Origin of the sequence: Cupriavidus basilensis OR16 (genome assembly GCF_000243095.1) — a bacterium.
Classification (GTDB): Bacteria; Pseudomonadota; Gammaproteobacteria; order Burkholderiales; family Burkholderiaceae; genus Cupriavidus; species Cupriavidus basilensis_D.
In genome coordinates, this window is the sequence record NZ_AHJE01000015.1 from 1 (window position 1) to 26,107 (window position 26,107).

At 65.3% G+C, this 26,107-nt stretch carries 23 protein-coding genes and 3 pseudogenes; 17 read left to right on the forward strand and 9 right to left on the reverse strand.

All coding sequences use genetic code 11. The features are described from left to right. A partial coding sequence (locus OR16_RS05285) for a hypothetical protein (protein WP_006156925.1) occupies positions 1 to 882 on the forward strand: 882 nt, incomplete at its 5' end. A 46-nt stretch (positions 883 to 928) separates the two neighbouring features. Here the strand turns inward: OR16_RS05285 and OR16_RS05290 are convergent. The 3 genes and pseudogenes from OR16_RS05290 to OR16_RS05300 all read right to left on the reverse strand — a co-directional run bounded on the left by OR16_RS05290 (position 929) and on the right by OR16_RS05300 (position 5,562). Beyond that, on the reverse strand, positions 929 to 1,402 hold the full coding sequence (locus OR16_RS05290) for a thioesterase family protein (RefSeq protein WP_006156926.1): 474 nt from the start codon (positions 1,400 to 1,402) through the stop codon (positions 929 to 931). Between the two features lie 605 nt (positions 1,403 to 2,007). Continuing rightward, on the reverse strand, positions 2,008 to 4,593 hold the full coding sequence (gene acnB, locus OR16_RS05295) for a bifunctional aconitate hydratase 2/2-methylisocitrate dehydratase (protein WP_006156927.1): 2,586 nt from the start codon (positions 4,591 to 4,593) through the stop codon (positions 2,008 to 2,010). Between the two features lie 175 nt (positions 4,594 to 4,768). Further along, positions 4,769 to 5,562: pseudogene (locus tag OR16_RS05300) on the reverse strand (LysR family transcriptional regulator). A 196-nt stretch (positions 5,563 to 5,758) separates the two neighbouring features. Here OR16_RS05300 and catA point away from each other — a divergent pair. The 5 genes and pseudogenes from catA (at position 5,759) to OR16_RS05325 (ending at position 10,542) form a co-directional block, all read left to right on the forward strand. After that, a complete protein-coding gene (catA, locus tag OR16_RS05305; protein WP_006156930.1) occupies positions 5,759 to 6,673 on the forward strand; it encodes a catechol 1,2-dioxygenase in 915 nt (304 codons plus the stop codon). Between the two features lie 119 nt (positions 6,674 to 6,792). Beyond that, positions 6,793 to 8,172, forward strand: coding sequence for a benzoate 1,2-dioxygenase large subunit (gene benA, locus OR16_RS05310; RefSeq protein ID WP_006156931.1), 1,380 nt, complete (start codon positions 6,793 to 6,795; stop codon positions 8,170 to 8,172). Then, positions 8,169 to 8,669 carry a benzoate 1,2-dioxygenase small subunit gene (gene benB / locus OR16_RS05315; RefSeq protein WP_006156932.1) on the forward strand — a complete coding sequence of 167 codons (501 nt, stop codon included), beginning with the start codon at positions 8,169 to 8,171 and terminating at the stop codon, positions 8,667 to 8,669. Before benA ends, benB begins: the two co-directional genes overlap by 4 nt. Positions 8,670 to 8,694: 25 nt before the next feature. Beyond that, positions 8,695 to 9,713 (forward strand): annotated as a pseudogene (gene benC, locus OR16_RS05320) (benzoate 1,2-dioxygenase electron transfer component BenC). Between the two features lie 43 nt (positions 9,714 to 9,756). Beyond that, entirely contained in the window at positions 9,757 to 10,542 is a 786-nt protein-coding gene (locus OR16_RS05325; protein WP_006156933.1) for a 1,6-dihydroxycyclohexa-2,4-diene-1-carboxylate dehydrogenase, read from the forward strand. Here OR16_RS05325 and OR16_RS05330 read toward each other — a convergent pair. After that, positions 10,492 to 10,998: a MarR family winged helix-turn-helix transcriptional regulator gene (locus OR16_RS05330; protein WP_081488684.1), complete on the reverse strand. Its 507-nt coding sequence runs from the start codon at positions 10,996 to 10,998 to the stop codon at positions 10,492 to 10,494. The genes OR16_RS05325 and OR16_RS05330 overlap by 51 nt on opposite strands. A gap of 699 nt (positions 10,999 to 11,697) precedes the next feature. Here OR16_RS05330 and fliL point away from each other — a divergent pair. The 7 genes and pseudogenes from fliL (at position 11,698) to fliR (ending at position 16,296) form a co-directional block, all read left to right on the forward strand. Continuing rightward, on the forward strand, positions 11,698 to 12,183 hold the full coding sequence (gene fliL, locus OR16_RS05335; RefSeq protein ID WP_006156935.1) for a flagellar basal body-associated protein FliL: 486 nt from the start codon (positions 11,698 to 11,700) through the stop codon (positions 12,181 to 12,183). Between the two features lie 149 nt (positions 12,184 to 12,332). After that, complete coding sequence (gene fliM / locus OR16_RS05340) at positions 12,333 to 13,340, forward strand: flagellar motor switch protein FliM (RefSeq protein WP_006156937.1); 1,008 nt, start codon at positions 12,333 to 12,335, stop codon at positions 13,338 to 13,340. Further along, positions 13,333 to 13,791, forward strand: coding sequence for a flagellar motor switch protein FliN (gene fliN / locus OR16_RS05345; RefSeq protein ID WP_006156939.1), 459 nt, complete (start codon positions 13,333 to 13,335; stop codon positions 13,789 to 13,791). The genes fliM and fliN overlap by 8 nt, the downstream gene beginning before the upstream one ends. Beyond that, positions 13,788 to 14,309: a flagellar biosynthetic protein FliO gene (gene fliO / locus OR16_RS05350; protein WP_006156940.1), complete on the forward strand. Its 522-nt coding sequence runs from the start codon at positions 13,788 to 13,790 to the stop codon at positions 14,307 to 14,309. The genes fliN and fliO overlap by 4 nt, the downstream gene beginning before the upstream one ends. Positions 14,310 to 14,458: 149 nt before the next feature. Beyond that, positions 14,459 to 15,148 (forward strand): flagellar type III secretion system pore protein FliP, encoded by a 690-nt coding sequence (gene fliP, locus OR16_RS05355; protein WP_192816406.1) that lies wholly within the window; start codon positions 14,459 to 14,461, stop codon positions 15,146 to 15,148. Between the two features lie 34 nt (positions 15,149 to 15,182). After that, positions 15,183 to 15,452: a flagellar biosynthesis protein FliQ gene (fliQ, locus tag OR16_RS05360; RefSeq protein ID WP_006156943.1), complete on the forward strand. Its 270-nt coding sequence runs from the start codon at positions 15,183 to 15,185 to the stop codon at positions 15,450 to 15,452. A 60-nt stretch (positions 15,453 to 15,512) separates the two neighbouring features. Further along, a pseudogene (gene fliR / locus OR16_RS05365) lies at positions 15,513 to 16,296 on the forward strand (flagellar biosynthetic protein FliR). A 234-nt stretch (positions 16,297 to 16,530) separates the two neighbouring features. Here fliR and OR16_RS40930 read toward each other — a convergent pair. Next, complete coding sequence (locus OR16_RS40930; protein ID WP_202801072.1) at positions 16,531 to 16,908, reverse strand: c-type cytochrome; 378 nt, start codon at positions 16,906 to 16,908, stop codon at positions 16,531 to 16,533. Positions 16,909 to 17,090: 182 nt separating this feature from the next. Here OR16_RS40930 and OR16_RS05370 point away from each other — a divergent pair, with 182 nt between their 5' ends. After that, the gene (locus tag OR16_RS05370) at positions 17,091 to 17,357 is read left to right on the forward strand and encodes a hypothetical protein (RefSeq protein ID WP_141639846.1); all 267 of its coding nucleotides are present in this window, start codon (positions 17,091 to 17,093) and stop codon (positions 17,355 to 17,357) included. A 48-nt stretch (positions 17,358 to 17,405) separates the two neighbouring features. On the opposite strand, the gene OR16_RS05375 is transcribed toward OR16_RS05370, so the two are convergent. The 3 genes from OR16_RS05375 to blaOXA all read right to left on the reverse strand — a co-directional run bounded on the left by OR16_RS05375 (position 17,406) and on the right by blaOXA (position 20,673). After that, on the reverse strand, positions 17,406 to 18,632 hold the full coding sequence (locus OR16_RS05375) for an RtcB family protein (protein ID WP_006156947.1): 1,227 nt from the start codon (positions 18,630 to 18,632) through the stop codon (positions 17,406 to 17,408). A gap of 305 nt (positions 18,633 to 18,937) precedes the next feature. Then, positions 18,938 to 19,843 carry a class A beta-lactamase gene (gene bla / locus OR16_RS05380; protein ID WP_063709568.1) on the reverse strand — a complete coding sequence of 302 codons (906 nt, stop codon included), beginning with the start codon at positions 19,841 to 19,843 and terminating at the stop codon, positions 18,938 to 18,940. 20 nt (positions 19,844 to 19,863) lie between these two features. Then, positions 19,864 to 20,673: a class D beta-lactamase gene (gene blaOXA, locus OR16_RS05385; protein ID WP_006156950.1), complete on the reverse strand. Its 810-nt coding sequence runs from the start codon at positions 20,671 to 20,673 to the stop codon at positions 19,864 to 19,866. A 185-nt stretch (positions 20,674 to 20,858) separates the two neighbouring features. Here blaOXA and OR16_RS05390 point away from each other — a divergent pair, with 185 nt between their 5' ends. From OR16_RS05390 to OR16_RS05400, 3 genes are all read left to right on the forward strand, one after another. Further along, the gene (locus OR16_RS05390) at positions 20,859 to 22,538 is read left to right on the forward strand and encodes a hypothetical protein (protein WP_006156951.1); all 1,680 of its coding nucleotides are present in this window, start codon (positions 20,859 to 20,861) and stop codon (positions 22,536 to 22,538) included. 117 nt (positions 22,539 to 22,655) lie between these two features. Then, positions 22,656 to 24,167 carry a metallophosphoesterase family protein gene (locus tag OR16_RS05395; protein ID WP_043418584.1) on the forward strand — a complete coding sequence of 504 codons (1,512 nt, stop codon included), beginning with the start codon at positions 22,656 to 22,658 and terminating at the stop codon, positions 24,165 to 24,167. 8 nt (positions 24,168 to 24,175) lie between these two features. Next, entirely contained in the window at positions 24,176 to 25,492 is a 1,317-nt protein-coding gene (locus tag OR16_RS05400; protein WP_006156953.1) for a cytochrome-c peroxidase, read from the forward strand. On the opposite strand, the gene OR16_RS05405 is transcribed toward OR16_RS05400, so the two are convergent. After that, positions 25,461 to 26,069 (reverse strand): hypothetical protein, encoded by a 609-nt coding sequence (locus OR16_RS05405; RefSeq protein WP_006156954.1) that lies wholly within the window; start codon positions 26,067 to 26,069, stop codon positions 25,461 to 25,463. The two genes, OR16_RS05400 and OR16_RS05405, sit on opposite strands and share 32 nt — an antisense overlap. Positions 26,070 to 26,107 lie beyond the last annotated feature (38 nt).

Genomic DNA, 26,107 nt, shown 5'->3' on the forward strand with positions numbered 1-26,107 from the left:
ACCCAGGCGCTGGTGCGCGAGGTGATGGGGAAGCTGCCTGGCACGTTGCATGAGCGCCCCTGGATCGATTTCGCGCACAACCGCAACGAAGCGCTGGCGCTGGCCCGCGCGTGTAGCGAGGGCCATGCCCGTGCCGATGACTACGTGCTGTTCATCGATGCCGACGAAACCCTGCGCATGCCGGAGGGTTTCCGCTGGCCCGGGCTGGCCGACGATGGCTACCGTTTCCAGTGCGAGCTGGGCGGCTGGCATTACCAGCGCAACGCCCTGGTAAGGGTCCGCCAGCCCTGGCGCTGGGAAGGCGTGCTGCACGAATACCTGACGCAGGACCCGCCGCACGCCTGGCAGCACCTGGCCGGCCCCGCCATCGTGGTCTCGCGCGACGGCGCCCGCGCCCGGGATCCGCAGACCTACCTGCGCGACATCGACGTGCTGGAACGCGCCCTGCGAAAGGACCTGTTCCAGGTCGCCGTGCTGACCGAGCGCCTCGGTGCGGCTGGTGCGGCTGGTGCGGCTGGTGCGGCAAATCCGGCCTACGCCCCCGGCGCCGTGCGCGACGCCTACCTCGCGGCCTACCAGGCGCGCCCGGCGCGCGCCGAGCCACTGTGCGAGCTGGCGCGCTACCACCGGCTACGCGGCGAGTTCGCGCAGGCGCATCTCTACGCCCAGCAAGCCGCGTCCATGCCCTGCCCGGCCGATACCCTGTTTGTCGATACCGCGGTCTATGCCTGGCGCGCGCTCGACGAACTCACGGTCAGCGCGTACTACATCGGCGCGCTGGATCAAGGCAGGGCTGCCTTGAAGAGACTGCTCGATGAGGTGCGCTTCCCACCCACGGAGAGCACGCGCATCGAATCCAACCGGCCTTACTACGGACTGTAACTTCGAGCGGTAACCACGGGCTGCAGCCTTCCAGCCCTGGCCGGCCTTAGTCTGCCTTGGTCGTCCCACGGTCGACCCAGTTGACCTTGGGAAACTTGCGCGCGAACGCCTCCGGCATCGGCACCACCTGCTTGCGCTCGTAGCTGAAAAACACGAAACCGGACTTGGCCATGGCCACCAGCGCCAGGTCTGCCGGGCGCGTGATGCGGAAGGTGATATCCCCGCCATAGCGATTGAAGTCCATCACGCCCACCTCGAACAGCAACTGGTCGCGAGCATGGGCTTCGGTGCGGTAGGTGGTGGCCAGGTCGGTCACGATGATGCCCACCTTGTCGGTCTCGCCGTCCTCCGCGTCTCCCGCATGCAGGTCGAAGAGAAAGCGCGCCCGCGCCTCGGAAATCATCGAGATCATCGAGTCGTTGCCGAGGTGGTTGGCCGAGTTGATATCGGTCACGCGTACCGTCAGGTGGGTGGAGTAGCAGTACTGGTCTTCGGGGAATTCGAGATTGAGGCGGGCCATGATGTGGAGGGGAGAACTGGGTGAGGTTTTATATTCGCGCTATGTGCGATTGTTGGGGCTGGTGCGGCGCTAGTGGCTTGGTGCCGGCTGGCAGCGATTGGGGATTATGCGATGTGGATTTGGGATTTGGGATCTTTTGTTTTTTTTGTGGGCGGTGTTGACCGTTGAACCCAAGAGCGTACGACATCCCCCTGCGGGGGTGGTTGCTTGTTGCTTTGATCGGCGATGGCGTCTTGGACCCAAGGGCGTACGACATCCCCCCTGCGGGGTGGTCGCTATTTGTTTGATCGGCGATGGCGTCTTGGACCCAAGTGCGTACGACATCCCCCTGCGGGGGCTGCCGGTCACTCTTCTTTGCGTCGGCAAAGAAGACTAACGAGAAGAAAGCCGACCCTGCCGCCGTACAAAGAAACAAGCGACCACCCCAGCAGGGGAATGTCGTACGCTCTTGGGTCCAAGACGCCATCACCGCTCAAACAAATAGCGACCACCCCAGCACGAGGCATGTCATACGCTCTCGGGTCCAATAACCATCGCCGATAAACCATAAAGAAAGGCCCCGCAAAGGGGGCCTTTCAAACGTACGGCTAGAAAACCAGGACGGCTTAAACCGTCACCGTATCCGCCACACCCTTGAAGTCTTCAATCTTGTCGAAGTTCAAGTACTTGTAGATCTGGTCGCCATTGGTAGCCAGCACACCCATATCCGACATGTACTCTTCCTTGGTCGGGATACGGCCCAGACGCGAGCAGATCGCCGCCAGCTCGGCCGAACCCAGGTACACATTGGTGTTCTTGCCCAGACGGTTCGGGAAGTTACGCGTGCTGGTCGACATCACCGTCGCGCCTTCGCGCACCTGTGCCTGGTTACCCATGCACAGCGAGCAGCCCGGCATTTCGGTGCGGGCACCAGCCGTGCCGAACACGCCGTAGTGGCCTTCTTCGGTCAGCTGCTTCGCGTCCATCTTGGTCGGCGGGGCAACCCACAGCTTGACGGGGATGTCGCGCTTGCCTTCGAGCAGCTTGGAGGCTGCGCGGAAGTGGCCGATGTTGGTCATGCACGAACCGATGAAGACTTCGTCGATCTTGGCGCCAGCCACTTCCGACAGGGTCTTGACGTCGTCCGGGTCGTTCGGGCAGGCCACGATGGGCTCATGCACGTCGGCCAGGTCGATCTCGATCACGGCAGCGTATTCAGCGTCGGCATCCGGCTCCAGCAGCTTCGGATCGGCCAGCCAGGCTTCCATGGCCTGGATACGGCGCGACAAGCTGCGCGGGTCTTGGTAGCCTTCGGCGATCATCCACTTCAGCAGCGTGATGTTGCTGTTGATGTACTCGATGATCGGTTCCTTGTTCAGGCGCACCGAGCAACCGGCGGCCGAACGCTCGGCGGATGCGTCGGAGAGTTCGAACGCTTGCTCGACCTTCAGGTCGGGCAGGCCTTCGATTTCCAGGACGCGGCCCGAGAAGATGTTCTTCTTGCCTTGCTTGGCCACGGTCAGCAAGCCCGACTTGATGGCGTACAGCGGAATCGCGTTGACCAGGTCGCGCAGGGTGACGCCGGGCTGCATCTTGCCCTTGAAGCGCACCAGCACGGATTCCGGCATGTCCAGCGGCATCACGCCGGTGGCAGCGGCAAAGGCCACCAGGCCCGAACCTGCCGGGAAGCTGATGCCGATCGGGAAGCGGGTGTGCGAGTCGCCGCCGGTGCCGACGGTGTCGGGCAGCAGCATGCGGTTCAGCCACGAGTGGATCACGCCGTCGCCTGGGCGCAGCGAGATGCCGCCACGGGTGCTGATGAACTGGGGCAGCGTGTGGTGGGTCTTGACGTCGACCGGCTTCGGATACGCGGCGGTGTGGCAGAACGACTGCATCACCAGGTCCGCCGAGAAGCCCAGGCAAGCCAGGTCCTTCAGCTCGTCGCGGGTCATCGGGCCAGTGGTGTCCTGCGAGCCCACCGAGGTCATCTTCGGTTCGCAGTACGTGCCCGGGCGGATGCCCTTGCCTTCTTCCAGGCCGCAGGCGCGGCCGACCATCTTCTGGGCCAGGGTGAAGCCGCGGCCGGTGTCGGCCGGGTTGTGCGGCAGGCGGAACAGCGTGGACGGGGCCAGGCCGAGCGCCTCGCGGGCCTTGGCGGTCAGGCCACGGCCGACGATCAGGGGGATACGGCCGCCGGCGCGCACTTCGTCGAACAGCACGTCGGACTTGACGGTGAACTCAGCGATGACCTGGCCGTTCTTCAGGGCCTTGCCGTCGTACGGGCGCAGCTCGATCACGTCGCCCATTTCCATCTGCGACACGTCCAGCTCGATCGGCAGTGCGCCGGCGTCTTCCATGGTGTTGTAGAAGATCGGGGCAATCTTGCTGCCCAGGCACACGCCGCCGAAGCGCTTGTTCGGCACGAACGGGATGTCTTCGCCGGTGAACCACAGCACCGAGTTGGTGGCGGACTTGCGCGAGGAACCGGTACCAACCACGTCGCCCACGTAGGCGACCAGGTTGCCCTTTTCCTTCAGCGATTCGATGAACTTGACCGGGCCGCGCTTGCCGTCTTCTTCCGGGGTGATGCCGGGGCGCGCGTTCTTCAGCATGGCCAGCGCGTGCAGCGGGATGTCAGGGCGGGTGGTAGCGTCCGGCGCCGGCGACAGATCGTCGGTGTTGGTTTCGCCGGTGACCTTCAGCACGGTCACGGTCAGGCTTTGCGGCACTTCCGGACGGCTGGTGAACCATTCCGCGTCGGCCCAACTTTGCAGTACCGACTTGGCGATGGCGTTGCCCTTGTCGGCCTTTTCCTTGACGTCGTGGAAGGCGTCGAACATCAGCAGCGTCTTCTTGAGCGCTTCAGCGGCGACGGGGCCGATCTCGGCGTCGTCCAGCAGTTCGATCAGGGGGGAGATGTTGTAGCCGCCCAGCATGGTGCCCAGCAACTCGGCTGCCTTGGCACGGCTGATCAGCAGGCAGGCTTCCTTGCCCAGCGCCACGGCGGCCAGGTACGAGGCCTTGACCTTGGCGGCATCGTCCACGCCAGCCGGCACGCGGTGCGTGATCAGGTCCAGCAGGACTTGCTCCTCGCCAGCCGGCGGGGACTTCAGCAATTCGATCAACTCCGCAGTCTGCTTGGCGGTCAGCGGCAGAGGGGGAATGCCGAGCGCGGCGCGTTCGGCTACATGGGCGCGATAGTTTTCAAGCATGGGAACCTGCGGAGTAATAGGGTTGCAAAAACCGGTTGTGCCGCGATTGTAAAATAAAGAGCACCCTTGGGTCAAACGTCTTATATCTTATATAAGAGTTGGAAACAGAAAACCCAATCAAATCAAGGCCAGGCCGCATAGAAGAGTTCTCCCGGCGCCAGCAGGTCGCCGACGATCACTCCTGGCTCGGCGGCAGGAAAACCAGCTTTTCCTCCTCATACAGCCGGTAGATCATGTCCAGCATGGCGCCGATCTCCTCGGTCTCGTCGAGCCTGCGCATGCTCATGATGATGGGAGAGACCAGGTTGGGATCGTCCAGCTCCCGGTAGCTGATGTCGTCCCGCTTGAGGCCGTGCACGCTGCTCGGCACGATCGAGATCCCCTCCCCGGCCGCCACCAGCCCCAGCGCGATCTGCAGCTCGCGTGCCTCATGGATGCGCCCTGGCTGCAGGGCCCGGTCGTGAAACGCCGCCAGCACCTGGTCGGCATAGCTGGGCCGGGGCGCCTTGGGAAAGATGATCAGGGTCTCCCCCAGCAGGTCGTGCAGGGCCAGCACGGGCTTGGCCAGCGAGAGCGGGTGCCCGACCGGCAGTGCCACGATCATCCGCTCCTCGCGCAGCACGACTCGGTGCGAAAGCGCCGGATGATCTTGGGCAGCATGCCGTACAGGGTCGATCCGACAAAGCCGAGCGACATCTTCCGCTCGATCTGCCCCACTCGCCGTGTCATCGACTCCAGTTCCGCGGCTTGCGCCAGCAGCTGCTGGGCGTGCGCGTAGAAAAAACGCCCGGCCTCGGTCAGCTTGAGCGGGCGCGCGTTGCGCTCGAAAAGTTGCACCCCCAGGCCCTCTTCCAGTTGCTGGATCTGCCGGCTTAGCGGCGGCTGGGCGATATGCAGCCGTTCGGCCGCGCGAGTGAAGTTGAGCTCCTCCGCGACGGCGACGAAGTAACGTAAGTGACGCAAGTCCACGACTATACCTTTTAAGTATTCAGCCAATACTAAAACAGTGTTGGACCGCCGATTTTGGCACTCCTATCCTTCGCATCAGGCTGTGACAACGACTTTTTATACCTTTACGGCATTCTAGTTCGAATCACGCTGCCCTGGCGGAATGCCACGGCAAAGCCGGACCCCACCTAGAAAACCAGAGACAAGGAGCAGACAAATGACGCACCCGGAAATCGAAGCGCTGGTGAAAGCGTTCATCCTCGACACCGCCGGCGGCAACGCCGATGCGCGCGTGCAAAGCGTGGTGGTCCGCCTGACCACCGATCTCTTCAAGGCCATCGAAGACCTGGACCTGAGCGCCAGCGAAGTCTGGAAGGGCATCGAATACTTCGCCGAGGCCGGCCCGGAACTTGGCCTGCTGGCCGCAGGACTGGGCCTGGAGCGCTTCCTGGACATCCGCGCGGATGAAGCCGAGGCAAAGGCCGGCCTCGCCGGCGGCACGCCGCGCACCATCGAAGGCCCGCTGTACGTGGCCGGCGCGCCCGCGAGCGAAGGCTTCGCGCGGCTGGATGACGGCAGCGAAGACGGCCAGGGCGAAGTCCTGTTCATGCAGGGCACGGTGTTCGACACCAACGGCAAGCCGCTGCCCGGCGCCTCGGTGGAGGTCTGGCATGCCAACCTGCTCGGCAACTACTCGTTCTTCGACAAGACGCAGTCTGACTTCAACCTGCGCCGCACCATCGTGACCGATGGCGAGGGCCGCTACCAGTTCCGCAGCAACGTGCCGATGGGCTACGGCTGCCCGCCGCAAGGCACCACGCAGCGCCTGCTGGACTTGCTGGGCCGCCATGGCCGCCGCCCCGCGCACATCCACTTCTTCGTGTCCGCGCCCGGCCATCGCAAGCTGACTACCCAGATCAACATCGACGGCGACAAATACCTGTGGGACGACTTTGCCTTTGCCAGCCGCGAAGGCCTGGTGCCGGCGGTCAGGCACATCGAGTCCCCGCGGGCACTGGCCGAGCACGGCCTGGACAAGCCGTTCGCCTCCATCGATTTCGATTTCCGCCTGTACGCCAATTGCGCGGCAGCGCCGGCGCCGGAAGTGGAGCGCACGCGCGCCGCCGCGTAAGCCTTGGCGCCTTAGGCACCTCAGGTGCCCGCACAGCATCAGCAACGTCGCAGCAATATCAGGGCCGCCGAGGACCCCTCACGGCCCGGCGCATCCGCCACGGATGCAGGAGACACCTCATGATCCCCATTTACCCGGACCACAGCCCGGCCCTGAAGCGCCTGGACGACTACCTGGTGGAAAACCGCGAAACCGGCGACTACCGCCTGCATCGCAGCGCGTTCACCGACGAGGCCCTGTTCGAACTCGAGATGAAGCACATCTTCGAGGGCAACTGGATCTACCTGGCGCACGAAAGCCAGATCGCCAACAACAACGATTACTACACCACCTACATCGGCCGCCAGCCGATCGTGATCGCACGCAACCGCCAGGGCGAACTCAACGCGCTGATCAACGCCTGCAGCCATCGTGGCGCCATGCTGTGCCGCCACAAGCGCGGCAACAAGGCAACCTACACCTGCCCGTTCCATGGCTGGACCTTCAACAACAGCGGCAAGCTGCTCAAGGTCAAGGACCCGGAAGGCGCCGGCTACCCCGATTGCTTCAACAAGGAAGCCTCGCACGACCTGAAGAAGGTGGCGCGTTTCGAGAACTACCGAGGCTTCCTGTTCGGCAGCCTGAACGCGGATGTGGCGCCGCTCAAGGATTTCCTGGGTGAAGCGGCCAAGATCATCGACATGATCGTGGACCAGTCCGCCGACGGCCTGGAAGTGCTGCGTGGCGCGTCCACCTATACCTTCGAAGGCAACTGGAAGCTGCAAACCGAGAACGGCGCCGATGGCTACCACGTCTCCGCGGTGCACTGGAACTACGCCGCCACCACCAGCCACCGCAAGCAGGAAAACGCCCGCGAGGACAAGATCCGGGCCATGGATGCGGGCAACTGGGGCCGGCAAGGCGGTGGCTTCTACGCGTTTGATCACGGCCACATGCTGTTGTGGTCGCGCTGGGCCAACCCGGAAGACCGGCCGAACTTCAGCCGCCGCGAAGAGTTCGCCGAGCGCTGCGGCGCCGAGACCGCGGACTGGATGATCCAGAACTCGCGCAACCTGTGCCTGTACCCCAACGTCTACCTGATGGACCAGTTCGGCTCGCAGATCCGCGTGCTGCGCCCGCTGTCGGTTGGCAAGACCGAAGTCACCATCTACTGCATCGCGCCCAAGGGTGAAGCCGACGACGCGCGCGAGCGCCGCATCCGCCAGTACGAGGATTTCTTCAACGTCAGCGGCATGGCCACGCCCGATGACCTGGAAGAATTCCGCGCCTGCCAGCAAGGCTACGCCGGCAGCGCGCTGGCATGGAACGACATGTGCCGCGGCGCCACGCACTGGGTGGAAGGCGCCGACGAGGCCGCGCAGCAGATTGGCCTCAAGCCGTTGATGAGCGGCGTCAAGACCGAGGACGAAGGCCTGTACACGGTGCAGCACCGCTACTGGCTGGACGTGATGAAGAAGGCCACTGGTGCCGAAGCCAGCGAGCCAGGGAGCGAAGCATGAGCACGACCGCCACGATCAGCCTTGCCAGGATCCAGGCCTTCCTCTACCGGGAAAGCCGCCTGCTTGACGACGAGCAATGGGATGAATGGCTGGCCTGCTATCACCCGGATGCCACGTTCTGGATGCCGTCCTGGGACGATGACGACACGCTGGTGACCGATCCGCGGCGCGAGATCTCGCTGATCTACTACCCGGACCGCCAAGGCCTGGAAGACCGCGTGTTCCGCATCAAGACCGAGCGCTCCAGCGCCACCATGCCGGACACGCGCACCAGCCACAACATCAGCAACGTCGAACTGGAGCGCCAGGAAGGCAGCGTCTGCACGGTGCGCTTCAACTGGCACACGCTGAGCCATCGCTACAAGACCAACTACAGCTACTTCGGCATGTCGCGCTACGTCATCGACTTTGCCAGCGAGCAAGCGCAGATCCTGGACAAGTACGTCGTGCTGAAGAACGACTACATCAACCAGGTCATCGACATCTATCACATCTGAGCGGACGCGCCGGAGGAACCACGCCATGGAATACAACATCGCCCTGCAGTTTGAAGACGGCGTTACCCGCTTCATCACCTGCGCCGCCAACGAAACCCTGTCCGACGCCGCCTATCGGCAGCAGATCAATATCCCGCTGGACTGCCGCGACGGCGCCTGCGGCACCTGCCGCGGCCTGTGCGAATCCGGCGAGTACGACCTGCCTGCGTCGAGCTATATCGAGGATGCCCTCACGTCCGAGGAAGCTGCCAAGGGCTACGTGCTGGCCTGCCAGACCCGCCCGCGCTCCGATTGCGTGATCAAGGTGCCGGCCTCGTCGGCCGCCTGCAAGACCGGCGTGGCCAGCTACCAGGGCAAGCTGGCGGCGGTGGACATGCTGTCTGACTCCACCATCGCGTTCTCGATCGAGCTCGGCGGGACCGCGGCGCCGGCCTTCCTGCCCGGCCAGTATGTCAACGTGGAAATCCCGGGTACCGGCCTGACCCGTTCGTACTCGTTTTGCTCCGCCCCCGGCGCCGCCCGTACCTCGTTCGTGGTGCGCAACGTGCCCAACGGCCGCATGAGCGAGTTCCTGAGCAAAGACGCACACCCGCCAAGCCAAGGACCTTCGCCGGCCCCTATGGCAGCTTCTACCTGCGCGAGGTCAGCCGCCCGGTGCTGTTCCTGGCAGGCGGCACGGGCATCGCGCCCTTCCTGTCCATGCTGGACGTGCTGGCCGCGAGCGGCAGCCAGCACCCGATCCGCCTGGTGTACGGCGTGACGCACGAGATCGACCTGGTGGCACTGGCGCAACTCGACGAGGCAAAGGACAAGCTCGCCGGCTTCGAGTACCGCACCTGCGTGCTCGATCCGGTCGGCAGCGAAACCCGCAAGGGCTATGTCACGCAGCACGTGGAGCAGGACTGGCTCAACGGCGGCGATGTCGACATCTACCTGTGCGGCCCTGTTGCCATGGTGGATGCGGTGCGCGGCTGGCTGCAGGAGGCCGGGGTGACGCCGGCCAGCTTCCACTATGAAAAATTCTCGGCCAGCAACGCTGCCTGACCAGCCTTTTCACGGATCACGAATCACGAATCACGGACATGCCATGAACACAAACGCGCGCTTTAGCGGAAAAATCGCCGTGGTAACCGGCGCGGCGCAGGGGATTGGACGCGGCGTGGCGCTCGCCGCCGCGTCCGAGGGTGCCAGCCTGGTGCTGGTCGACCGTTCGGCGCTGGTGCACGAGGTCGCCGCGCAAATCCTCGCCAACGGCGGCCAGGCGCTGGCGGTGGAGGCCGACCTGGAAACCTATGCCGGCGCCCGCCTGATGACCAGCGCGGCGCTGGGAACCCATGGCCGCATCGATGTGCTCATCAATAACGTGGGCGGCACCATCTGGGCCAAGCCCTACCAGGAATACGAGGAAGCGCAGATCGAAGCCGAGATCCGCCGCTCCCTGTTTCCCACCCTGTGGTGCTGCCGCGCCGTGCTGCCCGGCATGATCGGGCGCAAGCAAGGCGTGATCGTCAATGTCTCGTCGATCGCCACGCGCAGCATCTACCGCGTGCCCTACGCGGCCGCCAAGGGCGGCGTCAACGCCCTGACCGCCAGCCTCGCCTTCGAGCACGCGCAGGATGGCATCCGCGTCAATGCGATCGCCACCGGGGGTACCGAAGCGCCGCCGCGCAAAGTGCCCCGCAACCCGGCGGAGCCGACCCCGCAGGAAGCCGCCTGGTACCAGGGCATCGTCGAGCAGACCATGGCATCCAGCCTGATGCACCGCTATGGCACCATCGATGAACAGGTGCGCGCGATTCTGTTCCTGGCGTCAGATGAGGCCTCATACATCACCGGCACCGTCCTGCCCGTGGGCGGCGGCGACCTGGGCTGAGCCCGGCGCATTGCCTGCCCCGTCACCCAGCAAGCCGAGCAGTTCCGGCCCGAGCCTTGCCGACAGCGCCTGGTTCGCCGGCAGCCAGAGCGCAAAGGCCCGCTCCAGGCACAGCGCCCCGGTCTCGGTCAGCCAGACCGCGCGCCGCCGCCGGTCGCTCTCGGCGGTCACGACTTCGACCAGGCCTGCGCCGGCAAGCTGATCCACGTTGCGCGACATGGTGGACTGGTTCAGGCCAGCGCGCAGCGCCAGCGCGCCCAGCGTGTCGTCCGGTGCCGACGCGATCAGGCACATCAGCCCGAACTGGGTATTGGACAGCCCGGCAGGTGCCAATGCCAGGTCCAGCTCAGCGGTAAAACGCCGAGCCAACATGCGCGAGAGCCAGCCAAGATCCGACGTGAGCACTTGCGCGGCGTCCGCGCGCAATGTTCTTGGCGCTTGTCTTTGTGTATCCATGCCCCTAGTATATGCACATACATTCAATGTATCTGCATATGAATTCTCACGGAGTGCGCCGCCCACTCCCTGCTGCCGCCGGGCGCTGCCTACACCACGATCGAAACCAAGGGAAACGTCTCCCGGCCAATCAAAACCAACACCGGCCGCGTCCAGGCGGAGGCAAAAGTGGCCAGCCAAGGGCGCCAGATCATTGCTTCGCAAGCACGGGGCATGGCCGGCGACGGACGCGTGCTAGCACACGGCACATTGACCCTCCTTGTTCTGTCCCCAGGACGATAACGTAAGCCTGCACGTGCCTGGCGCCATGCGCCCGCCCAGCCTGAAGGCACACATTCCATCGAAAAATCAATGACTTAGCCATCCGGCATCGCAACCAGCGCCGGTGCTTCCACGCCCGTTCTCGCGCTGAAGCAACCGCGCATCGAGATGCCGCCGCCATTCCCGGGCAACCGGATTCCCCTGCGGATTGCGCTGCCATTGCCCGCCATCCGGCCTGCCATGCGGGTTTTCGTCAAACATCCCTCTCAAGTTCCGTGCCCGTCATTCGTTAACCCCTGTAAGACCATCCGCGCAATTCGGATGACAAGACCTGTTCGGCTCAAAGGGCCAAGCTGAGCGGGTTTCACCCTTTTTTTCGGCCCTTTGCTTGCCGGTCATTCCCTCAAGAATGGCAAGGCATTCCGATACAGGCATCTCATGGCGAATACGCTCACTTCTTCCCAGGCTGACGGCAACACGAGCAAGCGCGGGCGACTGCTGCTGGTACTCGGCGTCGTGCTCGTCGCGGCGCTGGGTGCCGGGGGCTTTTTTCTGGGCAACATCCTGAGCAACCGCCAACCGGCCGCGCCTGCGGCACCGGTTGTACCGCCGCCGATTTTTGTGCCGCTGGAAGCATTTACCGTCAATCTGAAGAGCGATGACGGCGACCGCTTCCTGCACACCGGTTTGTCGCTCAAGGTGGCGGACGCGAAGGACCAGGCGCGCATCACCGAATACCTGCCGGAAGTCCGCAGCCGCATCTTGCTGCTGCTGTCGGCCAAGCAACCGCCCGATCTGGCCACGGTGGAAGGCAAGCGCAAGCTGGCCCAGGAAATCCAGAGTGCCATCAGCCAGCCGTTCGCGCCCAGCCTGCCCAAACAGCAGATCCTGGACGTCCTATTTACATCCTTCGTGGTGCAGTAGGCACTTGCCCTGCCCCACCAGCAAATCCGATATGAATGCGAACTTGTTTGCCTTGCCCGTCTCACAGCGCGCGCACCAACGCCAGCGCGCGCGCTGATCGGCGCATGGTCGTTTTCACTCATCACGGCACTCACGGGGCAGGACACTAGATGGCCTACGACAAGTTCCTCTCGCAGGACGAGGTAGACGAATTACTGAAAGGCGTGTCAGGCGAGACCGATACGCCCGAGGTCGCCGCGCCGGTCTCCGAGGATGGCGTGCGCCCGTACAACCTGGCCACGCAAGAGCGCATCGTCCGCGGACGGCTGCACACGCTCGAGATCATCAACGAGCGCTTTGCGCGCCAGATGCGCACCCAGCTGTTCAACTTCATCCGCCGCGGCGCCGACATCTCCGTCGGGTCGATCCGCATCGAGAAGTATGGCGACTTCGTGCGCAACCTGCCGGTGCCGACCAACCTGAACCTGGTGCACATGAAGCCGTTCCGCGGCACGTCACTGTTCGTGTTCGACCCCAACCTGGTGTTCCTGGTGGTCGACAACCTGTTCGGTGGCGACGGGCGCTTTCACACCCGCGTGGAAGGCCGCGACTTTACCCAGACCGAGCAGCGCATCATCCGGCGCCTGCTGGACCTTGCGCTCAATAGCTACGGCCAGGCCTGGAATGCCGTGCATCCGATCGAGCTGGAATATATCCGCTCGGAAATGCACACCAAGTTTGCCAACATCGCCATGCTTAGCGAGGTGGTGGTGACGACCGCCTTCCATATCGAGCTTGGCGCGGTGGGTGGCCAGCTGCACGTCTGCTTCCCGTACTCGATGATCGAGCCGGTGCGCGACCTGCTGATGAACCCGCTGCAGGATGAGGTTGAAGTAGACAAGCGCTGGATCTCCCAGCTGTCGCAGCAGATTCGCGCGGCAGAGGTGGATCTGGTGGCCGAGTTTGCCCACGTGCAGAGCACCGTGGCCGAAGTGCTGGCGCTGCGCGCCGGCGACGTACTCCCCATCGACCTGCCCGAGCAGATTTTCGGCAAGGTCGATGGCGTGCCCGTGATGCAATGCGGCTTCGGCACCATGAACGGCCAGTATGCGTTGCGGGTAGAACGGATGATCAATCACCAAGAAAGCGATTCCAACAAGGAAACCGACCATGACTGACGGCAAAGACGACAAGCCGGCCGACCCGATGGACGACTGGGCCAGCGCCCTGGCGGAGCAGACCAGCGCCGAAGATATCGCCGCTGCCGCCGCGCCTGCCCAGGCTGTCGCCGCCACGCCAGCCACGGCCACACCGGCCGCCTCCAAGGTCTTCCAGCCGCTTGAGAAGGACACGCCGAGCGGCTTCCACAACGACATCGAGATGATTCTCGATATCCCGGTCCAGCTCACGGTAGAGCTTGGTCGCACCAAGGTGCCGATCAAGACGCTGCTGCAACTGGCCCAGGGCTCGGTGGTGGAGCTCGACGGCCTGGCCGGCGAGCCAATGGATGTGCTGGTCAACGGCTACCTGATCGCCCAGGGCGAAGTCGTCGTGGTGAACGACAAGTTCGGCATCCGCCTGACCGACATCATCACGCCGTCCGAACGCATCCGGAAGCTCAACCGATGAAACCCAGCCTGCGCCGGACTGCCACCGCCGCGCTTGCCGCCGGCGTGGCCCTGGCGCATGCGGCAAGCGCGTATGCGCAGGCCAGTGCCGCCGGCACCGGTAACATCGGCAACACCAGCAGCACCAGCAGCAACGCCGCGGCTGGCGGCCATGTCCCGGTCAGCAGCGCAACGGGACTGGCGCAAGCCGGTCTTGGCCTGTTCGCCGTCATCGCCCTGATCCTGTTGCTGGCCTGGCTGGCGCGCCGCGCCGGCCTGGTCCGGCACGGCCAGGGCGGCCAGATGAAGGTGGTCGGCAGCACCATGCTCGGGCCCCGCCAGCGCCTGGTGATGGTGGAAGTGGGCGACACCTGTCTGGTGCTGGGCGTGAGCGCCGGCGAGATTCGCACGCTCCACACTTTGCCCGCGCAAGCCGCGCACAAGCCGGACCAACCCTCCGGCAGCACGGCGACCCCGGGTTCGGCCGGCAGCTTTGGACAAAAGCTGCTGCGCGCCATGCAAGACAACCTGAAGTCATGAATTTTCTGCCCGACGCCTCCCGGCGCACGTTTCAACACCACCTGCAACGCCATCTCCAGTCCGTGCGCGAATACGCCAGCCAGCCCTCCCGGCTTGCGCTCGCGGCGTTGCTGGTGAGCGCCTGCCTTGCGCTGGTGCTGTTGCCGGCCATGGCCCAGGCGCAGGCATTGCCCGGCTTGACCAGCAAGGCCGGCCCGGGCGGCAGCCAGACCTGGTCGCTGTCGGTGCAGACGCTGGTCCTGCTCACCTCGCTGTCGTTCCTGCCCGCGGCCATGCTGATGATGACGGGCTTCACCCGCATCATCATCGTGCTGGGGCTGCTGCGCAACGCGCTGGGCACGGCCAGTTCCCCGCCTAACCAGGTACTGGTGGGGCTGTCGCTGTTCCTCACCTTCTTTGTCATGTCGCCGGTGTTCGACCGCATCTACACCGACGCCTACAAGCCGCTGTCCGAAAACAAGCTCAGCCTGGAAGACGCCGCCGCCAAGGCCGCCGCGCCGCTCAAGGCCTTCATGCTCAAGCAGACACGCGAGAAGGACCTGGCGCTGTTTGCACAGATGGCCAAGGTCCCCGAGATGCAAGGCCCCGAAGACGTGCAGATGCGCATCCTGGTGCCTGCCTTTGTCACCAGCGAGCTCAAGACCGCGTTCCAGATCGGCTTCACTGTCTTTATCCCCTTCCTGATCATCGACCTGGTGGTAGCCAGCGTGCTGATGGCGATGGGCATGATGATGGTGCCGCCGGCTACCATCTCGCTGCCATTCAAGCTGATGTTGTTCGTGCTGGCGGACGGGTGGCAATTGCTGCTGGGCTCGCTGGCGCAGAGCTTCCTGAACTGATCACGGGGCGCTTGCCCCACCCGAGGCCTTCGCCATGACGCCGGAAACCGTAATGAGCTTCGCCACCCAGGCGATGAAAATGACCCTGATGCTGGCCGCGCCGCTGCTGCTGGTGGCACTGGTGGCCGGCCTGGTGGTGAGCCTGTTCCAGGCCGCCACGCAGATCAATGAAATGACGCTGTCCTTCATCCCCAAGCTGCTGGCGCTCTTCGCCACCATGGTGCTGGCCGGCCCGTGGATGATCAACACCTTCGTCGACTACATGCGCGAAGTGTTCCAGGGCATTCCCGCCCTGGTGCATTGAGCCCGGGCCTGGCGTCGCACCTGGCTGCGCTCAGCAACATCTAACGCCGCATCCGCCGCCGTGCTCTCCGTCACCTCCGCCCAGCTCTACGCCTGGATCGCCGCCTTCCTCTGGCCCTTGTTCCGCCTGCTGGCCCTGATCGGCACCGCCCCGCTGTTCGGCGAGTCCACTATCCCCAGGCGCGCCAAGGTTGCCCTGTCAGCGCTGATCGCGGTGATCATCTCGCCCACCATCGACCACCTGCCGCTGGTGCCGGTGTACTCGCTGGAAGGCTTCCTGATCATCCTCAACGAGGTAGGCATCGGACTGGCGATGGGTTTTAGCATGCGGCTGGTGTTCTCCGCCGTGCAATTCGCCGGCGAAACCATCGGCCTGCAGATGGGCCTGTCGTTCGCGTCCTTCTACGATCGCTCCTCCGGTGGCCAGACCATGGTGCTGGCGCGCTTTCTCAATGTGGTCGCCATGCTGATGTTCCTGGCCATGGACGGCCACCTGATGCTGCTGGCCACCATCGCCGACAGCTTCGCCAGCCTGCCCATCGCGGCCCAGCCCCTCACCGGCGCCGGTGGCCGCCGCGGCCGCCGCCGGCGGCACAGTGTTCTCCTCCGGGATGCTGCTGGCCCTGCCGCTGATCGCCGCGCTGCTCACCCTTAACCTCGCCATGGGCATCCTGAACCGCGCATCCCCCCAATTGTCGATTTTCGCGGTCGGCTTTCCGGTCACGCTGGGCGGCGGCATCCTGATGATGATGCTGATCATGCCGCAGATGAGCACCTTCATGGCGCGGCTGATCGAGGGCGGGTTGAGTACGGTGGCATCGGTGCTGGGGCAGTTCGGGCGGTGAGGGCCAGGTCACGAGAGACGCGTCCGGGGTTTTAAGAATCCGTTTCAACAGATCGGTGAGCATGGCCCCGTAGCGCCAGGCCTGCAAATCGGCGTCATCGGCAAACAGCGACAGCGTCTTGCCCCCAACGGTGGCGTTCTTGGCGCCGTCCTTGCGGCCGATGTGCTGGAGAATTTGTTTGTAACCAACCCTGAAATGGCTCTTAGATTTCTGTGCCCACCTCTCATCTCAAAATCATCGATTTTTTGAAATCACACCACTCATGTATTGATTTAAATCGCGCAGATCCTTAATCCTCCAAGAGTACGGCGATAGCTTTACACCATTCTCTTGCAAAGTTTTTGGAATCAAGTCTCCATTTGGACGAAGTATTATCGATGACACAATAACGCCCGGATAATCATTTAGTCGTTTTTTGAAAGCGGATTTTGTAAGATCAGGCGTAAGAGGATTGCTCTTATTAGCCAATGGTCCTGTTCCCTTGAGATCCATTCCGTGGCACATGGCACATCTCTGTAAATAGAGATTTCTCCCATTGACATTATCCGCTAAGGATAGTGATGTTTGAATTAGCGATAAAATTCCCAGCGAAGCGATGAATAATATCTTCATTTTCATGTGGTCTTGTTGTATAAATCAGATCTGAATCGATGGCAAACCCCGGAGGTGCCACTGCAACACTCAATTCTCTCGATAAAATTTGAAGCTGCCACAAGATCAGCAGGGACTTTGACCAGGGCGACATCCTGGCCCACGAAGTGGCCTTCAATCTCGATGCCCTGTGGAAAAATGCCGTGCCGCAGGGTACGGGCTCCTACATCCCCTTCTGGACCGACGACGACCGCACGCTCGACTTTTCCCTGACGCCCGAGCGCATCAACGGCAACGTGGTCCACGTCATCGACGCCCACGCCTGGCACGAACCGCATAGCCTGCCGCCGGGCATGGTAGACCACGTCGATGGCGAGCGCTTCGTTGTCTCCCGCACGGGCGGATTCGTCGCCATTCCCGAGTGGAACCTGTTGCCGCCCGGACAGATGCGGGGCACGGCGCCGCGTTGAGCGCACACGGTTGCGCGGGGGCCACTGGCGGATTGCGGCGCAGCCCTCTCAGCCCTTTACGCACACCACCTGCTTGAGCGTGTGGACCACCTCGACCAAGTCGGACTGCGCCGCCATCACCGCGTCGATATCCTTGTAGGCCATCGGGATCTCATCGATCACCTCTGCGTCCTTGCGGCATTCCACGCCTTGCGTGGCGCGCCGCTGGTCGTCCACCGAAAACCGGCGCTTGGCTTCGCTGCGGCTCATGGTGCGCCCCGCACCGTGGCTGCAGGAGCAGAACGATTCCGCATTGCCCTTGCCGCGCACGATGTAGGAGCGCGCGCCCATCGAACCCGGGATGATGCCAAGCTCGCCGGCCTTGGCGCTGACCGCGCCCTTGCGGGTGACCAGCACGTCTTCGCCGAAGTGGCGCTCTTTCTGCACGTAGTTATGGTGGCAGTTCACCGCCTCCATCGCCGTGGCAAAGGGCTTGCCGATCACGGCGCGCGCGGCGTCCAGCACGTTGGCCATCATCGTCTCGCGGTTGCGGCGTGCGTACTGCTGCGCCCACTCCACCGCGAACACATAGTCTTCATAGTGCGCGCTGCCTTCCACCAGGTAAGCCAGGTCGCGGTCGGGCAGGTTGATGAAGTGCCGGCGCATATCCGCTTGCGCCAGCTCGATAAAGGTGTTGCCGATGGCATTACCCACCCCGCGCGAGCCCGAGTGCAGCATGAACCAGACCGACTGGCTCTCATCCAGGCAGACCTCGATAAAGTGGTTACCGGTACCCAGTGTGCCCAGGTGGTTGCGGTTGTTGGTGCGCTCCAGCTTCGGGTACTTCCGCGTGATGCGCTCGAAGCCTCCAGCCAACGCGGCCCAGCTCGCATCCACCGCATCCGGCACATCGCCCCAGGCGCCCTTGTCGCGCCCGCTGCGGTTGTTGGAGCGGCCATGCGGCACCGCTTTCTCGATGGCGCTGCGCAGCGAACCCAGGCTGTCAGGCAGGTCGCTGGCGCTCAGCGTGGTCTTGACGGCGATCATGCCGCAGCCGATATCCACGCCTACCGCCGCCGGGATGACGGCGCCACGTGTCGGGATCACCGAGCCGATGGTGGAACCCATGCCCAGGTGCACGTCCGGCATCACGGCCAGATGCTTGAAGATGAACGGCATCTGGGCGGTGTTGGCGAGTTGTGCGCGGGCGCCGTCATCGACGGGCACGCCACGGGTCCACATCTTGACCGGGCGGCCGGTGCCGGACTGGAATACGTCGTAGTTCTCCTTGCTCATGCCGTCTTCTCTCTTTGCCTTGCGGCGGGATTCGAACCCGCAAACGCCTCAGCCGTAGTGATGCAGTTCCACGGGCTTTCGCCCATCAACTCGTCTTGAATCGTAGAACAATGCGGCATCGCCGCGACAAGGATCGGCTGGATTCACGCGCCGTTCCGTGCGCAGCGCACCGGAATTGAACCGGCAATCACCAGATGTATCCTGGCCAGCATTCGGGGCGAGTCCGCATATCGCAGACGCCATGCGCAGCGGCTGGCCACGTACCTCGGCAAATTCGGCCTGACCTTCGCGGCCGCGAGCCAGTCCTAGCTTAGCGCCTCGGCCGCGATCCGCGCGGCGGATGCCAGCACGTCGTTGCGATAGACGGCGTCCTTGCCGGGTTGCGTGAAATAGATGGCCAGCACGATGGGCGGTTTTCCGGGCGGCCATGCCACACCGATGTCGTTGGCCGTACCGTAGTCGCCGGAGCCCGTCTTGTCCGCCACCAGCCAGTCTGCCGGCACCCCGGCGCGGATGCGCGTGGCGCCGGTGGTATTGCCGCGCATCCATGCCACCAGCCTTTCGCGCTCTGCACCGCCCAGCGCATCGCCCAGCGTGAGCCGTTGCAGGCTCGCTGCCATGGCCGCGGGGGTCGACGTATCGCGGGGGTCGCCCGGTATCGCGGTGTTGAGCTCGGTCTCCCAGCGGTCGAGCCGGAACGTGTCGTCGCCGATCGCGCGGGCAAACGCGGTCACTGCGGCGGGGCCGCCGAGCAGCTGCATCAGCAGGTTGGCTGCCGTGTTGTCGCTGTATTGCAGGGCGGCCGCGCAGAGTTCGGCTACTGTCAGGCCGGCGCCGGCATGCTTCTCGGTGATCGGGGAATAGGCGACGAGCTCGGCCTTCGTGTAGGCGATGCGCCGTTGCAGCATGCCGCCTTCCGTTGCGCTGCGGCGAAGGATGGCGGATACGGCGAGTACCTTGAATGTACTGCAGAGCGCAAAGCGCTCATTGGCGCGGTGGCTGAGCTGCGCGCCGCTGGCGGTGTTCAGCGCGGCCACGCCGAGGCGCCCGCCAGCGGCGGATTCGAGCGCGGCCAGGCGGTCTTGCGCCGCAGCGTGGCCGGATGTTCCGCCAGCCAACGAAGTACAGGCGGCGGCAAGGGGAACCGAAGCGGCGGTTAGCAACAACGTGCGGCGAACGGGGGAAATGGGGGAAATGGGAGAGCGTGTCATCGGTCTTTTCCTGTGATGGATCAGCGAGCCTGGAGCGGCCCCAGCAATCCCGGCAGAGCCTGCAAGAACGCATCACGCGCGCGCAGGCCGGCGCCGACCGGCTCCTTCTTTTCATCCTGGATCAAGCGGGCAAAGACCACGTTCCGGCCGTCTTTCGCCGCCCAGCCGACAAACCATCCGTAGCCGTGGCTCCAGTCCTCGGCGCCATCGGCCTGGCGCGGTGCGCCGGTGCCGGTCTTGCCGTAAACGGACCAGCCGTTTGGCAACTCGCCGAGCGCCATGATCCGGCTCGTCATGTCGTAGGCATGCGCGCTGACGGGCAATTTGCGATTCACCACATTTTGCAGGAAGGCGACCTGCTCCAGCGGCGAGATCTTCAGCGACGAGCTCAACCATGCATGCGTCAGCCCATTGTGCTTGCCGGGGTCGCCGGAGACGTCGCCGTTTCCATATTGGAACGCGCTCATGTAGCGCCGAAAGCGCGCTTCGCCGAGTTGTTGCGTCACCTGCCGCGAGTACCAGATGACGGAGGTCTGCATCCAGCGCTGCGGATCCGTGGTGACGCGCTTGGCGGGGTTGCTCTCGCGATATGCTTCGCGATACGGCATGGCCGGCGCATGCTCGTCCATCAGAAGGCCGGCGTCGAAGCCCATCAGGCTGAGCGGCACCTTGAACGTCGATGCGGCGGTCACGCGCTTGTCGCAGGTGCCTTCCTGTTTGATCAGCTTGCCGGTGCCGCCATCGGCCAGGACCGTGCACAGTACCTCGGCACGGGCGGTTGAGAGGAACAGCGCCGCGCAGAGCGCGCTGAAGATGCCGATTGGCTTCAAGATTATCTCCGTGATTCCTGTTAGCGCGGCCGAAATGGCTGGCCAGGCCTGCGCACGAACCGGAGCATAGAAGCGCGGCGGCAAGACGCCAAGCCCACTCACTGTAACCTGCGTAACATGGCGTCTTCGGCCTCGTCCTCGTGGCTGATGGCACAATCCAGCCTACGTCCGCCACACCATCCCCCATGCGCCAGCCCGCTCTCACCGTCGCGCTTTCCGCCCCCTATCTCGTCAACGGCGAGCCCGCGCGCTACCAGAGCCTGTGGCTGCTCGCCGCCATCTGCGCGGCCGCACGCAACGGCGGGGCCAGCCTGCCGGCGGTGCACCTGCAAACCCGCTTCCCCGACGCCGCCAATATCCGCATGCTGGTCTCGCGCGCGTTTGCCGACTTCGCGCGCTGGGGCGTGCCGGTGGGCTGGGGACCGGAGCGCCACCAGGGGACAGCCGGGCTCAACCCGTCGCGCCGCAGCCGCGGGCCATTCTGGATCGAGCCGGCAGCCTGCAAGCGCGTGCGCTTCACCATGGATGGCCGCAGCGCTGACGATGCGGCGCTGGCGCGCTTCGTGGGGCTGGGCACTGCCGCCACGAGGCGCGCCGCCCGCCTGGGGGACGAGGCCCACCCCGCGGTCGACTACGTGATGCGCGACATCAGCTACTGGAGCCATCTCACGCAAGCCATGCGCGGCATGCAGGACGGCGTGGGCGTTGCCGGTGTTGCAGGCGGCAGTGCCGGCAACGGGGTGGCGGATGCCCTGCGCGCCGCCCAGCGCTGCGCCACCGACGATTTCCAGCACGCCTTCGCGCTGCTCAAGGAAAGCCTGGCCTGGCGGCGCGGTGACGACCTCGCGCGCAGCCGCGCGGCGCTGCAACGCTTTGATCGCATCGTGGGCACCGGCACCGTGGACACGGCGGTGCCCACCTTCGCCGCGATGGCGCGCGTGGTGCGGGCCTGGGAGCGCTACGCCGGCAACCAGATGGCGGCGGCGCAGGCGGAACTGGAAGGCCTCGCGGCCGACCCCGCGCTGCAGCCGGTGCTGCGCTACAACCCGCGCGTACGCTTCGAAACCCTCAACCTCGGCGCACTGATCCACAAGACGGTGGCCGTACGCGACATGGCAACGCAGCCGCAGGCGGCCCGGCAAGCGGCCGAAGCGGCCATGGCAGGCTTCTCCGGCGCGCTGCAGGCCGCCTACGAGGCGGACTCGGTGGATGCCGCGCAGCACGTGGCGGCCAACCTCGGCCTTTGCCTGTGGCTGTTCTGGAACCACGCGCTGATCGATACCGGGCGCGCGTGGCCCGCGAGCCAGGTGCAGCGCCAGGCCGTGCGCTGGCTGGGCTTGTCGGAATGGATCTGCGACCGCTTTGGCGTGGGTGGTGGCTCGGCGTGGAACATCATCTTCCTGCTGCGCATTGCGCGCGGCAACTGCGCGCAGGACGGCGGCGGGGCGCTCAAGACGTTTCGCGCGCAACAGCCGCTGCTGCTGGCTGAGGCGGTGGACGCGCTGCGCCCCTTCCATGCGCCCTTTGCCCGCGCCAAGGGCTTTATCAGCTGGTCATCGCTGGCCAGCTTTGCGCTCGACGAGCACGACACCGGCCACGTGCATTACGGCACCCTGCCACTCGCCAACCTGCTGCTGGAAGCCAGCTGGTTCCACGCCTTCGAGCATGGCGCGGCGCCTGCCGCGTTTGCCACGGTGGAACGCCTGGCCGGGCTGCTCGGCAAGCTGCGCCCGGCGGAGCGCCGCTTCTTTCTTTCGGCCATCACCGCGCTGCCACGCGAGCTGCAACTGGCCGCGGCCGAAGCCCTCCGCGCCGCGCCGCGCCCTGCCCGCAAGGCCAAGGCAAGGCCGCGCCTGCCAGGCTGACACATAACGTTCATCGTGCCGAAACATCCCAACCGTATATTTCCGCCTCGCAATCAGGGATAACAGGGAGATATAACAATGGGCAATCGAATAAAGAACCGGCAAGCCGGCCCGGCCATGCGCGTGGGCGCCGGCGCCATCCTCGCCATGCTGGCTGCGGCCGCCGTGCTGCACGGCTGCGGCAGCGACAGCACGGACGCAGTGCCGGCCGCAGCGCCCCCCGCGCCGATCACGCCGTCCGTCGATGCCCCCAGCGCCAATGCCAACATCCAGGCCGCGTGGGTCGAGATCGGTGACGGTAACCAGGCCATCGCTCGCGTCATCACCAGCTATGCGGCGCCAGCCGCCGCCGCAGGCAGCGCGTTGCCCTCGAACGCCCTTTGCCCGCTGCTGACGGTGGACGGCGTGCAGCAACGCATGGCGCTGCGGGTCGGCGCCGGCACGATGGCGCTGCGCACCACCGCCAGCGCCGCGGCCGACTCCAAACCGTCGGATTTCCCGGTCTCCGTATGCGAGGCCACGCTGCCGGCCGGCGCCGCCGCTGCCAGCGTGGCCGGCCAGACGCTGCCGCTGCCCAAGGCACAGCCGCAACGCGTGCTGGTGCTGGCCGACACCGGTTGCCGCCTGAAGAAGGCGGACAACGCCTACCAGCCTTGCAGCGACGGCACCGCCTGGCCGTTTGCCGCCCTGGCCGCCACCGCCGCCGGCATGAACCCGGACCTGGTGCTGCATATTGGCGACTACCATTACCGCGAGAACCTCTGCCCGCCTGACATCGCCGGCTGCCAGGGCTCGCCGTGGGGCTATGGCTGGGATACCTGGCAGGCCGACCTCTTCAAGCCCGCCGCGGCACTGATGGCCAAGGCACCGTGGGTGGTCGTGCGCGGCAACCATGAGGAATGCGCGCGTGCCGGCCAGGGCTGGTTCCGCTTCCTCGATCCGCGCCCGTACTCGGACGCGCGCTCGTGCAACGACCCCGCCAACGACGGCAACGCCAACTACTCGGATCCCTATGCCGTTGCGCTGGGCACCGGCTCGCAGGTCATCGTGTTCGACTCGGCCAAGGCCGGCAAGGCCGCCCTGCCGACTACCGACCCGCAGTTCCTTGCCTACCAGAAGCAGTTCCAGACGGTGGGCTGGCTGGCCGCCAAGCCAGGCATGACCACCACCATGTTCACGAACCACCATCCCATCCTGGCGTTTGCGCCGGTGGCGGGCAGCAACCCGGCGCCGGGCAACCTTGCGCTGCAGTCGGTCATGAGCAACGCCAACGCCCAGGCTTACTACCCGCCCGGCGTGCAAGTCGCGCTGCACGGCCACGTGCATGACTTCCAGGCCATCAACTTTGCCTCCAGCCACCCGGCCACCATCGTTTCCGGCAACGGCGGCGACAACCTGGACGTGGCGCTGCCCGATCCGCTGCCGCCCGGCACGATTCCCGCGCCCGGCACCGTCATCGACAAGATCACGCACAGCGCAAGCTTTGGCTTCGTGATGATGGAGCGCAACGCGTCGCCCGCCACCGGCTGGACCTTCAAGGCATACAGCGTGGCCGGTAAGCTGATGGCTACCTGCGTGCAAACCTCCAATACGCTGGCCTGCGACAAGACCGGCTTCCTGGCGCCGTGATCAGGGCCATGCGTGCCGCCCTCGCCGCCACCTGCCTTGCGGCGGGCGCTGGCGGCGCTGTCCTGGCAGCGCCCGCGCCGGGCCTGGCGCTGATGCCCGGCGCTCCGCCCGCGGACGTGGTCGGCACCATCGGCAACGGCACGCCGAAGGTCACCGCCAAGGTCGACCCAACCGCCGCCGTCTTCCGCCCCGATCCGGCGCTGGCCGCGCTGGGCAAGCGCATCTTCTTCGATGCACGCCTGTCCGAGCCGCGCGGCACGTCCTGCGCCGGCTGCCACGACCCCGCGCGCGCATTCGCGCCGACGCTGTCGCCCGCGGCGCTGGCCGGCCCCCATGTGCCGCAGGGCAGCCGGTCGGGCCGCTTCAGCCTGCGCAACGCGCCCTCGCTGCTCTACGTGCGCTACATCCCGCGCCGGCACTTCTACCAGGACGACGACGCGCCTTACGCCTCGCCCTTTGGCGGCCTGTTCGCCGACGGCCGCGCCGATACGCTCGCCGAGCAGGTGCGCGGCCCCTTGCTCGATCCCAACGAGATGAACAATGGCAGCCCGGCCAGCCTGCTGCGCAAGCTCAGGGCGACCGAGCTCGCGCCCGCGCTGGCGGCGCGCTTCGGCCCCGCCGTGCAGGACGATCCCGAGCAGATGCTGCTGGCGCTCGGCAAGGCGCTGGAGGCTTACCTGCAGAGCGATGAGATGGCGCCGTTCAGTTCCCGCTTTGACGACTACCTGCGCCATCGCACGCCGCTTGCGCCGGCGGAAGGGCGCGGGCTGGCCTTGTTCAAGAATCCGGACAAGGGCAACTGCATGACCTGCCACACGCTCTCGGACACCGCCAGCCGGCCGGAGCGCTCACTGTTCACGGATTTTGGCTACGACGCGATTGCCGTGCCGCGCAATCGGGCGCTGGCCGCCAACCGCGATCCCAAGCGCTTCGACAACGGCCTGTGCGACACCGCCCGCCGCCTGCGCTGGCCCGAGCCGGAGCAGTGGTGCGGGTATCTGCGCACGCCCGGCCTGCGCAATGTGGCGGTGCGCCAGAGCTACATGCACAACGGCGTGTTCACCACGCTGCGCGATGCGGTGGCGTTCTACAACACACGCTCGACCGATCCGGGCAAGTGGTATCACGGCGCCAGGACGTTCGACGACGTGCCGGCGGCGTATCGGGGCAATATCAATATCAACTCGACGCCGATGAACCGGCGCGCGGGGACCACGCCGGCCATGACCGACGCGGAGATCGACGATCTCGTGGCATTCCTGCGCACGCTGACCGATGCGCCCTATGCGGGCCTCATGCCGGCCGCAAAGGCTGCGAAGCCCTAAGGCCCCGCGCCGCGCAGACGGCGTCGGCCTCGAACCCGCGAAAGACCAGTTGCGTGGGATCCGGCTCTGGCTCGATCTCGCGGCCGTCCCTGCCAGCCAGCCGCAGCACCTGGCCGCTGCAGCGCTTCGCCGCTGCGTTGCGCTGGTAGCGCAGCTCGTACTGCCAGCCCGGCAGCGGCACAAAGGAAACCCCAACCGCGCACCGATAGGGATCTTCGCCGGCGGCAGCCGCCGCGGCCGCTGCCGTGAGGTAGATGCGCTGCCCGGCCACCAGCCACCGCTCGCGCGTGCGGCTGGGCGGCTCGGGCGACGCGCCCACCATGGCCAGGTCGTGCTCCGTGCCCATCGCGGGCAGCTGCTTGCCCGTACCGCCCAGCAGCAGCGGCTTGGGTGGCTTCGGGCACTTGGTGGCGTCCACCACATTGAAGGTCGTGTTGTCGTCCGTGTTGGTCACCAGCCGGATGCGGGCGGCGGGCGTGCCGGTCTCGACCCGATAGTGGGAAACGCAGCCGGACAGGGCAAGCGCCAGAACACAGAGTGCGCCGGGCAGGATGGCGGTGTTGCGGACTTTCGACATCCCCAAGAGGCCAATTGCGTGTGCCATGGCACAATGAT